Annotated in this window: 15 protein-coding genes and 1 pseudogene; 10 read left to right on the plus strand and 6 right to left on the minus strand. The window is 35.8% G+C overall.

Annotated elements, in window-relative coordinates; translation table 11 throughout:
• The first annotated feature begins 18 nt into the window (after positions 1 to 18).
• Positions 19 to 983: pseudogene (locus JCM12304_RS08875) on the plus strand (2-hydroxyacid dehydrogenase).
• 37 nt (positions 984 to 1,020) lie between these two features.
• Here the strand turns inward: JCM12304_RS08875 and JCM12304_RS08880 are convergent.
• Entirely contained in the window at positions 1,021 to 1,245 is a 225-nt protein-coding gene (locus JCM12304_RS08880) for a NifU family protein (RefSeq protein WP_019378631.1), read from the minus strand.
• A 155-nt stretch (positions 1,246 to 1,400) separates the two neighbouring features.
• Between JCM12304_RS08880 and JCM12304_RS08885 the strand changes: the two genes are divergently transcribed.
• From JCM12304_RS08885 to JCM12304_RS08895, 3 genes are all read left to right on the plus strand, one after another.
• Positions 1,401 to 1,724, plus strand: a complete 324-nt coding sequence (locus JCM12304_RS08885; RefSeq protein WP_019378630.1) for a YuzD family protein — start codon at positions 1,401 to 1,403, stop codon at positions 1,722 to 1,724.
• A 130-nt stretch (positions 1,725 to 1,854) separates the two neighbouring features.
• Complete coding sequence (gene dapF / locus JCM12304_RS08890) at positions 1,855 to 2,715, plus strand: diaminopimelate epimerase (RefSeq protein ID WP_019378629.1); 861 nt, start codon at positions 1,855 to 1,857, stop codon at positions 2,713 to 2,715.
• Between the two features lie 66 nt (positions 2,716 to 2,781).
• Positions 2,782 to 3,138, plus strand: a complete 357-nt coding sequence (locus JCM12304_RS08895; protein ID WP_019378628.1) for a HesB/IscA family protein — start codon at positions 2,782 to 2,784, stop codon at positions 3,136 to 3,138.
• Positions 3,139 to 3,219: 81 nt separating this feature from the next.
• On the opposite strand, the gene JCM12304_RS08900 is transcribed toward JCM12304_RS08895, so the two are convergent.
• Positions 3,220 to 4,206: an NAD(P)/FAD-dependent oxidoreductase gene (locus tag JCM12304_RS08900; protein WP_060679839.1), complete on the minus strand. Its 987-nt coding sequence runs from the start codon at positions 4,204 to 4,206 to the stop codon at positions 3,220 to 3,222.
• A gap of 299 nt (positions 4,207 to 4,505) precedes the next feature.
• On the opposite strand from JCM12304_RS08900, the gene JCM12304_RS08905 reads away from it, so the two are divergent.
• From JCM12304_RS08905 to spsC, 3 genes are all read left to right on the plus strand, one after another.
• Positions 4,506 to 5,723 carry an NAD(P)/FAD-dependent oxidoreductase gene (locus JCM12304_RS08905; RefSeq protein WP_060679841.1) on the plus strand — a complete coding sequence of 406 codons (1,218 nt, stop codon included), beginning with the start codon at positions 4,506 to 4,508 and terminating at the stop codon, positions 5,721 to 5,723.
• Between the two features lie 96 nt (positions 5,724 to 5,819).
• Positions 5,820 to 6,131 (plus strand): YuiB family protein, encoded by a 312-nt coding sequence (locus JCM12304_RS08910; protein ID WP_060679843.1) that lies wholly within the window; start codon positions 5,820 to 5,822, stop codon positions 6,129 to 6,131.
• A 287-nt stretch (positions 6,132 to 6,418) separates the two neighbouring features.
• The gene (gene spsC, locus JCM12304_RS08915; protein WP_060679845.1) at positions 6,419 to 7,108 is read left to right on the plus strand and encodes a stationary phase survival protein SpsC; all 690 of its coding nucleotides are present in this window, start codon (positions 6,419 to 6,421) and stop codon (positions 7,106 to 7,108) included.
• 139 nt (positions 7,109 to 7,247) lie between these two features.
• Here the strand turns inward: spsC and JCM12304_RS08920 are convergent, their stop codons facing one another.
• Together JCM12304_RS08920 and deoD are read right to left on the minus strand one after the other, a co-directional pair.
• A complete protein-coding gene (locus JCM12304_RS08920; RefSeq protein ID WP_060679846.1) occupies positions 7,248 to 7,742 on the minus strand; it encodes a divergent PAP2 family protein in 495 nt (164 codons plus the stop codon).
• Positions 7,743 to 8,379: 637 nt separating this feature from the next.
• Positions 8,380 to 9,087, minus strand: coding sequence for a purine-nucleoside phosphorylase (gene deoD, locus JCM12304_RS08925; protein WP_019378622.1), 708 nt, complete (start codon positions 9,085 to 9,087; stop codon positions 8,380 to 8,382).
• Positions 9,088 to 9,298: 211 nt separating this feature from the next.
• Here deoD and JCM12304_RS08930 point away from each other — a divergent pair, with 211 nt between their 5' ends.
• Positions 9,299 to 9,562, plus strand: coding sequence for a phosphocarrier protein HPr (locus JCM12304_RS08930; protein WP_019378621.1), 264 nt, complete (start codon positions 9,299 to 9,301; stop codon positions 9,560 to 9,562).
• 111 nt (positions 9,563 to 9,673) lie between these two features.
• Here JCM12304_RS08930 and kapB read toward each other — a convergent pair whose 3' ends face one another.
• Positions 9,674 to 10,066, minus strand: coding sequence for a kinase-associated lipoprotein KapB (kapB, locus tag JCM12304_RS08935; RefSeq protein WP_060679848.1), 393 nt, complete (start codon positions 10,064 to 10,066; stop codon positions 9,674 to 9,676).
• A gap of 118 nt (positions 10,067 to 10,184) precedes the next feature.
• On the opposite strand from kapB, the gene JCM12304_RS08940 reads away from it, so the two are divergent.
• The gene (locus JCM12304_RS08940; protein WP_060679851.1) at positions 10,185 to 10,382 is read left to right on the plus strand and encodes a hypothetical protein; all 198 of its coding nucleotides are present in this window, start codon (positions 10,185 to 10,187) and stop codon (positions 10,380 to 10,382) included.
• A gap of 189 nt (positions 10,383 to 10,571) precedes the next feature.
• Positions 10,572 to 11,147: a superoxide dismutase family protein gene (locus JCM12304_RS08945; RefSeq protein ID WP_060679852.1), complete on the plus strand. Its 576-nt coding sequence runs from the start codon at positions 10,572 to 10,574 to the stop codon at positions 11,145 to 11,147.
• A 37-nt stretch (positions 11,148 to 11,184) separates the two neighbouring features.
• Here the strand turns inward: JCM12304_RS08945 and JCM12304_RS08950 are convergent, their stop codons facing one another.
• Positions 11,185 to 12,354, minus strand: a complete 1,170-nt coding sequence (locus tag JCM12304_RS08950) for a MalY/PatB family protein (protein WP_060679854.1) — start codon at positions 12,352 to 12,354, stop codon at positions 11,185 to 11,187.
• Positions 12,355 to 12,568: the final 214 nt, after the last annotated feature.

The raw sequence follows: 12,568 nt of genomic DNA on the forward strand, positions 1-12,568 counted from the left end.
CAAAGGGAGGCGAACTTATTGAGAAAGCCAACAATATTCATTACTAGAAAGGTTCCTGAAAAATTACTGGAATCTTACAAAGATGTATTCGATATTAGAATGTGGAAAAAAGAAGAAGAACCCGTCCCAAGAGAAGTTCTGGAAAAGGAAGTGAAGCAGGTCGATGGGTTGCTTTGCGTACTCAGTGACCAAGTTGATCAATCTGTTTTAAATCAATCAAAACAATTAAAAGTTGTAGCAAATATGGCCGTAGGTTTTGATAACATTAATATTAATTATGCAAAGGAAATGGGTGTGATCGTAACGAACACTCCAGATGTACTAAGTGAATCAACCGCTGATTTAGGCTTTACATTGATGATGGCAACTGCTCGTCGATTAAATGAGGCTGCCGAGTATATAAAAGATGGTCAGTGGAAAAATTGGGCGCCATTTCTTCTGGCTGGTACGGATGTTCATAATAAAACACTTGGAATTGTAGGAATGGGGAGAATTGGTGAGGCTATAGCTCGCAGGGCAAAAGGATTTGGAATGACTGTTTTGTATCATAATAGAAAACGTAAACGGGAAGCTGAAAGAGAATTACAGGCGAGTTATGTACAAATGGATGAACTTCTTTCTCAATCTGATTTTGTAATTTCAGTAGTTCCTTTTACAAAGGAAACCAATAACCTGTTTAACAAGGAAGCTTTTGAGAAAATGAAAGAATCAGCAGTTTTTGTTAATATTTCCCGGGGAGCAGTGTAGATGAAAATGCTTTATACTGTGCATTAAAGGCAGGGGAAATTAAAGCTGCCGGCTTAGATGTGTTCGAGCAAGAACCAATAAGTAGTAATCACCCTTTACTGGAGTTGGAGAACGTAATTTGCCTTCCACATATAGGTTCGGCTACTGTTCAAACTAGAACAGCAATGATCGAGCTTTGCTTGAAAAATATTGCCAATGTTTTGGAGGAAAAAGCACCTCTCACACCTGTAAACTAAAACAGAACAGGCAGATAGTTATCTGCCTGTTCTTATATTAAAATACTTGTTCGATTTCAGTTACTCCAGGAACTTCTGCCATTAAAGCACGTTCGATACCAGCTTTCAATGTAATTGTCGAACTTGGACAGTTGCCACAAGCTCCCATTAGACGAAGAAGCACAATGCCATTCTCATCTACATCGATTAATTCAACATCTCCACCGTCTCGTAGTAAGTATGGACGCAATTTATTTAACACTTCTTGTACTTGCTCTTGCATTATCCATCTTCTCCTTTCCATATATATATTATAAAACGGATTAGCTAAAAAATCTATTTCAAAATATAAATTCCCTAAAATAGTCACTTTTATTTTATCTTTATTTAGAGATTTTGTAAAATAAAAGTAACTATGGTGGGGGAGGTTGTTTTAGCATGAATAAAATTAAAATAACAATATATGGAGCTGAACAAATTTGTGCTAGCTGTGTTGGGGCACCTGGATCAAAAGATACCTATGAATGGCTTCAAGCAGCTATTGGGAGAAAATACGAAGATGGACGAGTGGAATATAAATATGTAGATATAAATAAACCAACAAATAACGAAAAGGATTCCCTATTCATTCAGCGAATAGAGGAAGAAGATCTATTCTACCCAATTGTATTTGTAAATGAAGAATTGGTAGCAGAAGGAATACCTCGCTTGAAAACAATTTACCAACATTTAGATAACCACGGTTTAACAGTAAGATCATAAGTGAAAAGCAAGCTCACTATAAAAGTCATGTTTAATCACGCGAAGCACATTATGTTACCATACTATTTAAAACTTGTAGGACCATAATCAATTTAAATTGAAAATAATTTTAAATGAGAGAGGCAAACATATGAAAATACCTTTTACAAAAATGCATGGCTTAGGGAATAATTATATATATATCGATTTATTTTCGTATGAACTGGACGAAACTATTTTGCCTGAGCTTGCCAAAGCTGTATCTAATGTTTATACAGGAATTGGTTCAGATGGTCTAATATTAATTCATCCAAGCAAAAAGGCGGATGTAGGAATGAGAATATTTAATAAAGACGGCTCTGAGGGGCAGAGCTGTGGAAATGGTCTGCGTTGTACTGCGAAATACGCCTACGAATCTGGTATTATAGATAAACAAAAATTCACAATGGAAACAAAGGCAAACATCGTAGAAGCAGAAGTAATGGTAAAGGATCAAGTTGTTAAGGAAATTACAATTAACATGGGAGATCCAGAATTACAGAGAGCATCTATACCTATGTTAGGAAAAGCAGCTGATCAAGTTGTGGCAGAACCATTCCTTATATCGGAGGAGGAATTGAAGCTTACCGCTCTTTCCATGGGAAATCCACATGCTGTGTTTTTCGTGGAAGATATAGAACATGCCCCTTTATATGATTTAGGTCCGCTGATAGAAAAAGATTCCCGGTTTCCTAATGGAGTAAATGTGGAATTTGTAGAAATAATCTCTGAAAACGAAGTTAATTTCCGTGTCTGGGAGCGAGGATCTGGCGTGACACAGGCATGTGGTACTGGCGCATGTGCTGCTGTTGTTGCGGGAGTATTAAACCACCATCTGAGAAAAGATGAACCGGTAACTGTCCATCTGCAGGGAGGGGATTTAAAAATCAGATGGGATCATCATGGGAAGGTGTGGATGACAGGAGACGCAGAAGTAATTGCTTCGGGTGTCTATCATTATAGAATGCCTTAGTTGATATTATAGCTTCTAGTTTGTATACTTGGAGGTAACCAATCCTAGAAAAGGAGGAAATCTGAGATGGTTATTACGATAACTGATAATGCGAGAAAGCAGATTCAGGAAATGATGAAAGAAGAAACAGAAGGTGCTCACTTACGTTTTGGAATAAAAGGCGGTGGTTGCAGTGGACTATCCTATTCATTAGGCTTTGAATATAATATTAATGAAGATTTAGATAGTGTTGAAGAAATTAATGGGATTCCAGTAGTATTCTTCAACCAAGATATTCCTATTTTGGAAGGAACTACTATTGATTTCAAGCAAAACATGATGGGTGGGGGTTTTAGTATTGATAACCCCAATGCTATTGTTTCATGTGGTTGTGGTTCTTCGTTTAGGGCTAAAGATAGAGAAGGAGTACCAGAGAATTGTTAATAAAAAGCTGTCGATCAATTTTGATCGACAGCTTTTTCTATTGTGAATGAATCTGTGTCTCTATGAATGGTAAGCTCTGAGTTAAAACATACTTGTTGAGTGTTTTGGCTGAATCCGTGCTTTAGGATCAATATACTGTTTAGCATTATTAATGGCTGTTGGACCTTCACCAAATCCTGTTGCAATTAATTTTACCTTTCCTTCATAGGTGCATATATCTCCTGCAGCGTAAATTCCAGGAATATTAGTTTCCATTTTTGAATTAACGACAATGCTGTTTTTTTCTATTTCCAAACCCCAATTCTTAATAGGTCCTAGTGTGGAAACAAAACCGTAATTACAAAGGACTGAATCTACTTCCAGCTCAACTTTGTTTTCTCCTTTTACTTCTTCCAATACAATCCGATCAATTTTGTCACTAGTTTGAACATCTGTTGGTACATAGGGTGTTAATACATCTACATTCGATGACATCAGCTTCTCCACACTGTGTTCATGTGCTCTAAACTTATCCCGTCGGTGGATTAATGTGACCTTATTGGCAATTTGTTCAAGCATAAGCGCCCAGTCTACAGCAGAGTCGCCACCGCCCAGTAAAGCCACATTTTGTCCTTTATATTGATTCATATCCTTTACATGGTAATGTAGGTTTACTCCTTCAAATTGATCACATTCACCTACGTTTAATCTGCGAGGCTGAAATGCCCCGTTACCAGCCGTAATGATTATTGTTTTTGAATAGTGGATTTCCTTCGTGTTGGAAATTAGCTTAAAGGAGCCGTCCGACATTCTTTCAATTTCTTCTATGGATTGTTCAAGGATGATAGTAGGATTAAATAAGTTAGCTTGCTCTTCTAAATTATCAACTAACTCCTGAGCGCGAACCTTTGGAAAACCTGCAATATCATATATATCCTTTTCAGGGTAAAGAGCAGTTAATTGCCCCCCGGTATGTGGTAAACTTTCAATGATTTTCACACTTGCTTGGCGCATACCACCATAGAAGGCAGTAAATAAACCTACAGGCCCTGCACCAATGATGGTGACATCAAATACTTCTTCAGACAAGGTTGTTACCCCCAATTCTATTAATTAAACTATAAACCATCTTACTCATAGTATCATAAAACGGGTTATTTTGAATAATAATGCACAATATATTTTCATTCAGTTTAAAACGAGAGAAGTAAAATGTGGAAACCAAAAATTTTGCTTGAAAAATACTACTAAAGAGGCTACTATTATCCTTGGTATTATACTACCATTTCATATCAAAAAGATTACAATTTATTGTCATTAGAGCCAACAAATGGATCTTAATCTATTTAATAGTATATATAATCATAGAAAACGAAAGTGAGGATATTATGAAAAAACCACATATAGTAATATTAGGTGCTGGTTATGGGGGAATAATGACAACAATTAAGCTTCAAAAATCATTAAATATGAATGAAGCAGAGATTACGTTAGTTAATAAAAATGACTACCATTACCAAACAACCTGGCTCCATGAAAATGCCGCAGGTACATTGCATCATGATCGAACCAGGATCCCTATAAGAAATATCATTAATCAGGAAAAAGTTAACTTTATTCAAGATAAAGTTATATTGATTAAACCGGAAGAAAAGAAAGTCAAACTTAGTGAAGTTGAGTTAAGTTACGATATATTAGTTATAGGTCTTGGATTCGAAGCAGCTACTTTTGGGATTACTGGGCTTGCAGAAAACGCTTTTTCCATAGGTAATATTAAAAATGCCAGACTGTTAAGGGAACATATTGAGTACAATTTTGCAAAATATAGCGAGCAGCAAGAAAAGGATCCTGCATTATTACATATTGTTATTGGCGGCGGAGGATTTACAGGAATTGAATTCCTTGGAGAGATTGCCAACAGAATACCAGAACTTTGTAAAGAATATGATATAGATAAAAACTTGGTTAGAATCATTAATATTGAAGGATCATCAACTGTTCTTCCAGGGTTTGATCCACAACTATCTGAATATGCTATGAACTCTTTAGAAGCCAGAGGGGTAGAGTTCATAACAGGAGCATTGGTCAAAGAATGCCATCTAGATAAGGTAATTATTGAAAAAAACAATAAAACAATCCATGTACCAACTGCCACAACTATTTGGGCTGCTGGTGTCCGGGCGAATTCAATTGTTGGAAAATCAGGATTTACTACTAACAAGGGTAAAATAGAAGTGCTTAGTGATATGCGTACTCCCGATTACAAGGATGTATTTGTAATTGGGGATTGCGCACTGATTATAAACCCAGAAAACGGCGAATCGTATCCACCTACAGCACAAATTGCTATTCAGCAATCAGATATTGTGGCACACAATATTAAGGCATTACTAAGACGTGAGGACTTAGAGTCTTTTGAGCCAAGTATACTTGGAACAGTTGCTTCATTAGGACAAAATGATGCGGTAGGAATTTTAAATAATAAATATAAGTTTTATGGTTGGAAAGCTACTGTACTTAAAAAGATTATAGATAACCGCTATTTATTAAAGTTGGGCGGTTTTAGTTTGTTGATAAAGAAAGGGAAGTTTAACTTCTTTTATTAAGAAGTAAGCAAAGACAGACAACAGTCTTTGCTTTTTTATGTATTTCATATAAAATGTAGTTGGATAAAGAACTTGGAAGTGAAGGGAGATACCGTTTTGATTCAGTTGGTAGTGTCGGTATTATTATACTTTGTAATATTTTTTGGAATTGCCTTTATTTTAAATATGTTGCTCCGAAAAACATGGTTAATGGCTTTTATCTATCCAATTATTGTAGTTATGATCGTGGATGATATAAGTACAGCAGAATATATTAAACATCCTGGAGAAGCTTTTTCAGAAGCGGCAACAAGATTAATGAACGTTACACCTGTGGATATCGTTATATTATCAGCAGGTTTTGCAGGTACAATTGTTTCAGGAATTGTCATTAAAGTTTTAAGAAAAAGCGGATACCAAATGTTTTAAATTTAGCATATGGTTTTCAGCCTGTAATTTATACTTTTTTCAAAAAGATCCCATTGGAGATTGGTTTCCAGTGGGATCTTTTTAGGTTTATATAGAAAAAAAATCTAGTGATATACAAAGAATTTTGAATAATGTTGTATATTTTTTAATTAATTGGTAATGCTTAGTTGGTAGAAAAGATTACTTGTCATTATGTGCAGCTGTCAGCTTCCTTATCTGCAGACTATTAAGATATAAAGCTATATCACGGATGATAAATTAGGTTTACTACCAGAGAGGTGTTATTAATGAAAGTAAAAAAAATGATGAGAAGAGCGAGCATGATAACGTTGGTACTTATTGCATTTTTTGTTACAGTTACTACAATCTCAAATGTAAGTTTATCAGATATAGAGAAATGGGTTGAAAAAACTTCCTTGTTTACCGCAGCTAAAGCTGGTTCACCTGCAAGCTACAAACAAATTGCTCTTCAAGAGAAAAAATTAAATTATATTCAACAAGACAAACGATATATCTCAAGTGAACAAATCAGTGGGCCATCTTCAATTGAGGAAGCAGTAGACTTTTCAAAATACCCGATGGCAACTGTAGTAGCAACAGGCTATACAGCAGGAGTGGAATCAACTGGAAAAACACCAGACCACCCGGAATACGGCATAACCTTTTCAGGCGTTCAAGTAAAAAGAGACTTATACTCTACGATCGCAGCGGATTTAAATGTATATCCAATTGGGACAGTTATGTATATACCTGGATATGGCTATGGGGTAGTAGCTGATAAAGGAAGCGCTATTAATGGGAATAAAATAGATTTATTTTATGATTCTGTTGAAGACGTATATTCTCAGTGGGGAAAGAAAAAGCTGGATGTATACATTTTGGAAGAAGGCGATGGTTCACTAACTGAAGAAACATTAAACAAATTAAATGAAAATGAAGCATTACAAGTGTTTAGACAACAGTTTATTCAAGAGTAAATGATTTTAAAAGCCTAAAACCATATTATATTAATAATTAAAAAATCCGAACTGATTCATTTTCTAATGAATTTCCGTTCGGATTTTTTATGGAAATGGTGCGATCTATACCGAAAAATTCGGTTTAAAATAATCTTCTTTAGTTTGATATCGAGATTATGCTAATAAAGTTGATATAGTAAAAAGCTATTGCCACGCCAGAGAGGCCACCAAAAAAAACCTCAATCGGTTGATGTCCTAATAATTCTTTTAATTCCTGCCTTTTTTCATATTCCTTCTTACGATTCCAATCCTTGGCTCCATCTACAAATAATTGAAAGTCCTTAATCAATTGGTTTAATACGATAGCCTGTTCTCCAGCTTGTCTACGCACACCTGAAGCATCAAACATAATAATAATACTAAAAACGCATGAAACAGCAAACATGGTTGAAGAAACGCCCTCCATAATTCCCACGCTTGTTGTTAAAGCAGCAACCGCAGCTGAATGGCTGCTCGGCATACCTCCAGTACTAAAGGCAAGACCAGGGCGAAATTCTTTTGTAACAACAAGTTTAATTGGAATTTTTACAACCTGTGCAAAGATAATAGCAGTTAATGCTGATAAGAGAGGGAAATTCATCAATACATCCATATTTGAGCATCCTTCCTTCCTAAAGGATTGTAGTTAGTTAATATTAACATAAGAAAAGGTATATCGTATAACAATTATGCAACTTTTGAGGAACCAATAGCCATTTGGCATAATGAGTTATAATATATATGATGTGTTTAAGTAATGATTCGCAAAATAGATGAACTGCGAACTAACTTGTGTGTTTGCAAATAACCGTTTAGAAAATAACGTATAGTGAACAAACTATAGCTAGTTTGCGAATGTTTCCGGCGGATTATCTTGATCTCCTGCCGATTAATTCACTCTCCGGCGGATTATTTCGCTCTGCAGCCGACTAATTTGTTCTCCAGCGGATTATTTCGCTCTGCAGCCGATTAAATTGTTCTCCGGCGTATTATGTCGCTCTGCAGCTGATTAAATTGTTCTCCGGCGTATTATGTCGCTCTCATGCTGATTAATTCACTCTCCGGCAGATTATCTCGTTCTGCTGCCGATTAACTCATTCTTCGGAGGATTGCTTCTCTCTGCAGCTGATAGTCCACACTACTTCGCATTTCCTCCTACTATGAATGTACGAAATAATATTTGTACCTCAACATTTTCAATAGAAGCAAAAAGGAACAGCCTATTTCTGGCTGTTCCTTTGGAATAACTACTATTTTATTGCAGCTTCTAATGCAATTTCCATCATTTCATTAAAAGTTGTTTGACGTTCTTCGGCTGTTGTTTCTTCACCTGTTAAGATATGGTCAGAAACAGTAAGCACGGAAAGAGCTTGGCGATCATACTTCGCTGCTAGCGTATATAAGGCTGTTGTTTCCATTTCAACAGCAAGTACTTTATAACTAGCCAATAATTCATTTATTTCCTTACCATTATCACGGTAAAACGTATCGCTTGTAAATACGTTACCTACACGTAAATTCATCCCTTTTTCCTGACCAACATCATATGCTTTTTTCAGAAGGTCAAAATCTGCAAGGGGAGCATAATCAATGTGATCGAAAACCATCTTGTTCACTTGAGAATCGGAAGTAGACCCTTGCGCCAAGATAACATCTCTAACTTTTACGTCCTTCTGAATAGCACCACAAGTTCCTACACGAATTAACTTTTTAACATCATAACTTTGAATTAACTCGTTTACATAAATGGATATGGATGGAACTCCCATTCCTGTTCCTTGAACGGATACCCGCTCTCCTTTGTATGTCCCTGTAAATCCGTACATTCCTCGCACGTCATTATATTTTGTTACATCTTCAAGAAAAGTATCAGCTATATACTTAGCCCTTAATGGATCACCAGGCAATAATATCTTGTCAGCTATTTCGCCCTTTTTTGCTCCAATATGTACACTCATATTATATTCCTCCTTATAAACTATCGCTACATTAAAATTATCACAATGCCTGGCGAAAGACAATTATTGTGAGTTTAGTCAAACGTCCATGTGTTTTCATTTCAAAATCACTATCATATAGTATATAATATAATTGGTTAAACTAATCAAATACACTAAATTGTACTAAGATAATTGGTACATAGTTAATAAACTGGAAGGATGATAAAGTATGAAAGAGCAAACTTTTACAATTACAGCGGAAACAGGTGTCCATGCCCGTCCGGCTACTTTACTAGTTAATAAAGCTGGTCAATTTGAGTCTGAAGTGGAAGCAACCTACAATGATAAAACAGTAAACCTTAAATCCATTATGGGTGTAATGTCCTTAGGAATTCCAAAAGGGGCAGAAGTTAAAATTACAGTAAATGGCAGTGACGAAGAAGAAGCATTAAATGGTGTTGCTGAAGTAATAAAAGAACATTTAGGCGAATAGTAGTAACTAAAAGCTAGAGGGGGCCTCTAGCTTTTAAATTTTTTATATGATAATACAAAGAGCTGAGCTACTTTAAATTTATTTTTTGAACAAAAACTTATGAGCATTTAATTAATAATATTTATCCTTATAATATTTGTTTTCTAATTCTGTTAACGTACGGTAAGCTTTGTTATTGAAATCATTATCCTTACTGCATAACTTTTCTTTATATACATTCACAGCATCGCGTAACGATTCATTGTATTCAGGAATAATATCATTGTAAGGATGAACAGCTAGTTTTTTTACATTCATTTTTTCATGAGGGGCTAACGCTTTCCGTTCATGAAAAAATACTCCTTCAACTTCGCCGGGATGGTGAATATCTCCTTGCAAGGGATGCTTGAGCACTGCGTGTACCTCGATAAGGTAGCGATTGCCCCTGTCTTCTTTGACCGTTCCTATGTATGTTCCAGAATTATAATGTGCTTTTACATTGGCTCCTATTTCAACTTCCGCCATCGTAAAACCTCCTTTTATTCTATTTTGCCAAAAATGTCACAGATTAGCGAATATTTAGCTATGTCTGTATCGAATAAAATTATGATTTGTTATACTGTGATTAAAGGACGTGAAATTAATGATGCCATTTCTTTATTTTCCAGAAGATAAGTCAGAATATATTCCAGCAATTATTTCTTTAACCATCTTCATGATTGCTGCTGGAGTTGTTATGTACTTAATCTATAAAAAGTCAAAAAAAGATGAAAAATCATTTAATGAAAGATACAATGATCAACTAAATAATAATTCAGATCAAGAAAAAAACCCCCTTTAAAATGGGGGTTTTATTTGCTGTATAATGATTAGGTAAGTCCGATTCGCTAAAGAAGTTTTTCAATAAAGTTATTGCTGCTTGACGAACAAAACGATGTGAATGGTTAGTAAGTTATTATCTGGTTTTTGTACGTTTATCCTTTTGTAAGTTGTAAATACTAACAGAAAGTAGTTAAAAGGGGTTCATTTTATGAGACTTTTTATCATAGTATTTATTTTACTCTTGGTTTCCTGCCAAAGTAATCCAGACAAAACAAGAGAAGTAGAAATGTATAATGCTGATGGCGATTTAGTCGGTAATGCAAAGATAAGCGAAAAACCGGATGGAGTAAGTATTAAATTAAAGTTAGAAGGTTTATCTCCAGGATTGCATGGTATCCATGTACACGAATATCCTTCTTGCAAGGGGCCTGATTTCAAGAGTGCAGGTAGTCACTTTAATCCTGAAGGAAAAGAGCATGGTTTAATGCATCCAAAAGGAGCTCATTTAGGTGATTTACCAAACATTGAGGCGGATGCAGGAGGGCTAGTTGATGCTGAATTGATGCTGGCTGGCGCTACTTTATCTGAAGGAAAGAAATCGATATTGACTGGTGAGGGTACTTCACTTGTGGTAGACGAAGGTAAAGATGACGGGGTAAGTCAACCTGCTGGTAATACAGGTGCGAGAATTATCTGTGGGGAAATTAAAACGGATCCGGGTTCCGAAGATAATTCTGGGTCACCAACTGACCCCACTCAGTTTAATGAGAAACAAGAAGAATAATTTATAGCCACCAAGGACATATCCATGGTGGCTAAGATTAGTTTGCTTCTATTGCCTTAACTAAACGGTTAACTCCTTCTTCTAATGTAGCTTTAGGGCAGGCGATGTTCATTCGCATAAATTGATTTCCTTCTACTCCATAAGAAGCCCCTGGATTTAGTCCCACTTTTGCTTTCTTGATCATAAATTCCTTTAATTCTTCTGGGTTCATGTTTAGATTACTGCAATCAATCCACAGTAGATAAGTACCTTCTGTTTGAACTACTTTTAGTCCAGTACTATGTTTCTCGAACATTTCAACGACGTAGTTTCTATTCCTTTCTAAAATCTCCAGTAATTCATCCAGCCATTGCTCTCCATGAAGATATGCTGTTTCCAATGCTACATTTCCCATTGTGTTTAACATGCCTAGTCCTTGGCTGCTAAAACAGGCATCTATTTTCTCGCGCATTTCTTTATTTGCAGTAACAATATATGAAGCTTGTAAACCTGCTAAGTTGAATGTTTTACTTGGTGCCATACAAGTAATGGTCATGTCTGCTATCTCTTCTGATATGGATGCAAATGGGATATGCTTATTATCGGATAAAGTTAAATCTCCGTGTATCTCGTCAGCAATACAGATAACCTCATGTTTAATACAAAGATCAGCAATACGTTCAAGTTCCTCACGCGCCCAAACTCTACCCACTGGATTATGTGGAGAACAAAGAATGAGTGCTTTTGCTCCTTGCTTCATTTTTTCTTCCAGGTCTTCAAAGTCAATAGTGTAATAATTATTTTTATAACGAAGTGGGTTCTTGACTAGCTGTCTGTCATGACTGTTAATAACATTGAAAAAAGGCGTGTATACAGGTGTTTGAATAATCACCTTGTCTCCTGGGTTTGTAAGAGCCTGTATTGCCATATGTAAGCTTGTTACCACCCCTGGACTAAAGGATAGCCACTCATCATTGATTTTCCAATTATGGCGTTTATCTAACCAATTTACAATAGAGTCCTTCACATCTTGATCAACTGCTGTGTAACCGAAAACTCCGTGCTCCGTTCTGCTCACTAGCGCATCCAATACTTGCTGTGGAGCTTTAAAATCCATATCTGCTACCCACATTGGTAGAACTTCATCTGTGCTAAATACTGCCTTTCGCATATCCCATTTTACTGACCGTGTATGCAGTCTGTCCTGAATTGTATCAAATAAACTCATAATTTCACCTCATAGTACTTTATTTTATTCTATTATAACAAAGATTATCTTTATCGAGTGATTGTAGAACTTGTCTCGTAATTTTATTTCGGTTCTATAGCAAATGTTGGGGTACAAACGTATTTTGTTCATTCATAGTAGGAGTAAAATGCGACGTAAATTTATTGATGAAAAACTCAGTGAAATATTTGAGGAGAAGTGCCCCATTGATTTT

The sequence above is a fragment of the Virgibacillus halodenitrificans JCM 12304 genome (genome assembly GCF_001310895.1).
GTDB classification, from domain to species: domain Bacteria; phylum Bacillota; class Bacilli; order Bacillales; family Amphibacillaceae; genus Virgibacillus_Q; species Virgibacillus_Q halodenitrificans.

What these genes read in the sequence shown, in the direction of transcription:
- JCM12304_RS08880 (WP_019378631.1), bottom strand. Translation starts at nt 1,245, where the DNA reads ATGCAAGAGCAAGTACAAGAAGTGTTAAATAAATTGCGTCCATACTTA.
- JCM12304_RS08885 (WP_019378630.1), top strand. Translation starts at nt 1,401, where the DNA reads ATGAATAAAATTAAAATAACAATATATGGAGCTGAACAAATTTGTGCT.
- dapF (WP_019378629.1), top strand. Translation starts at nt 1,855, where the DNA reads ATGAAAATACCTTTTACAAAAATGCATGGCTTAGGGAATAATTATATA.
- JCM12304_RS08895 (WP_019378628.1), top strand. Translation starts at nt 2,782, where the DNA reads ATGGTTATTACGATAACTGATAATGCGAGAAAGCAGATTCAGGAAATG.
- JCM12304_RS08905 (WP_060679841.1), top strand. Translation starts at nt 4,506, where the DNA reads ATGAAAAAACCACATATAGTAATATTAGGTGCTGGTTATGGGGGAATA.
- spsC (WP_060679845.1), top strand. Translation starts at nt 6,419, where the DNA reads ATGAAAGTAAAAAAAATGATGAGAAGAGCGAGCATGATAACGTTGGTA.
- JCM12304_RS08920 (WP_060679846.1), bottom strand. Translation starts at nt 7,742, where the DNA reads ATGGATGTATTGATGAATTTCCCTCTCTTATCAGCATTAACTGCTATT.
- deoD (WP_019378622.1), bottom strand. Translation starts at nt 9,087, where the DNA reads ATGAGTGTACATATTGGAGCAAAAAAGGGCGAAATAGCTGACAAGATA.
- JCM12304_RS08930 (WP_019378621.1), top strand. Translation starts at nt 9,299, where the DNA reads ATGAAAGAGCAAACTTTTACAATTACAGCGGAAACAGGTGTCCATGCC.
- kapB (WP_060679848.1), bottom strand. Translation starts at nt 10,066, where the DNA reads ATGGCGGAAGTTGAAATAGGAGCCAATGTAAAAGCACATTATAATTCT.
- JCM12304_RS08940 (WP_060679851.1), top strand. Translation starts at nt 10,185, where the DNA reads ATGATGCCATTTCTTTATTTTCCAGAAGATAAGTCAGAATATATTCCA.
- JCM12304_RS08945 (WP_060679852.1), top strand. Translation starts at nt 10,572, where the DNA reads ATGAGACTTTTTATCATAGTATTTATTTTACTCTTGGTTTCCTGCCAA.
- JCM12304_RS08950 (WP_060679854.1), bottom strand. Translation starts at nt 12,354, where the DNA reads ATGAGTTTATTTGATACAATTCAGGACAGACTGCATACACGGTCAGTA.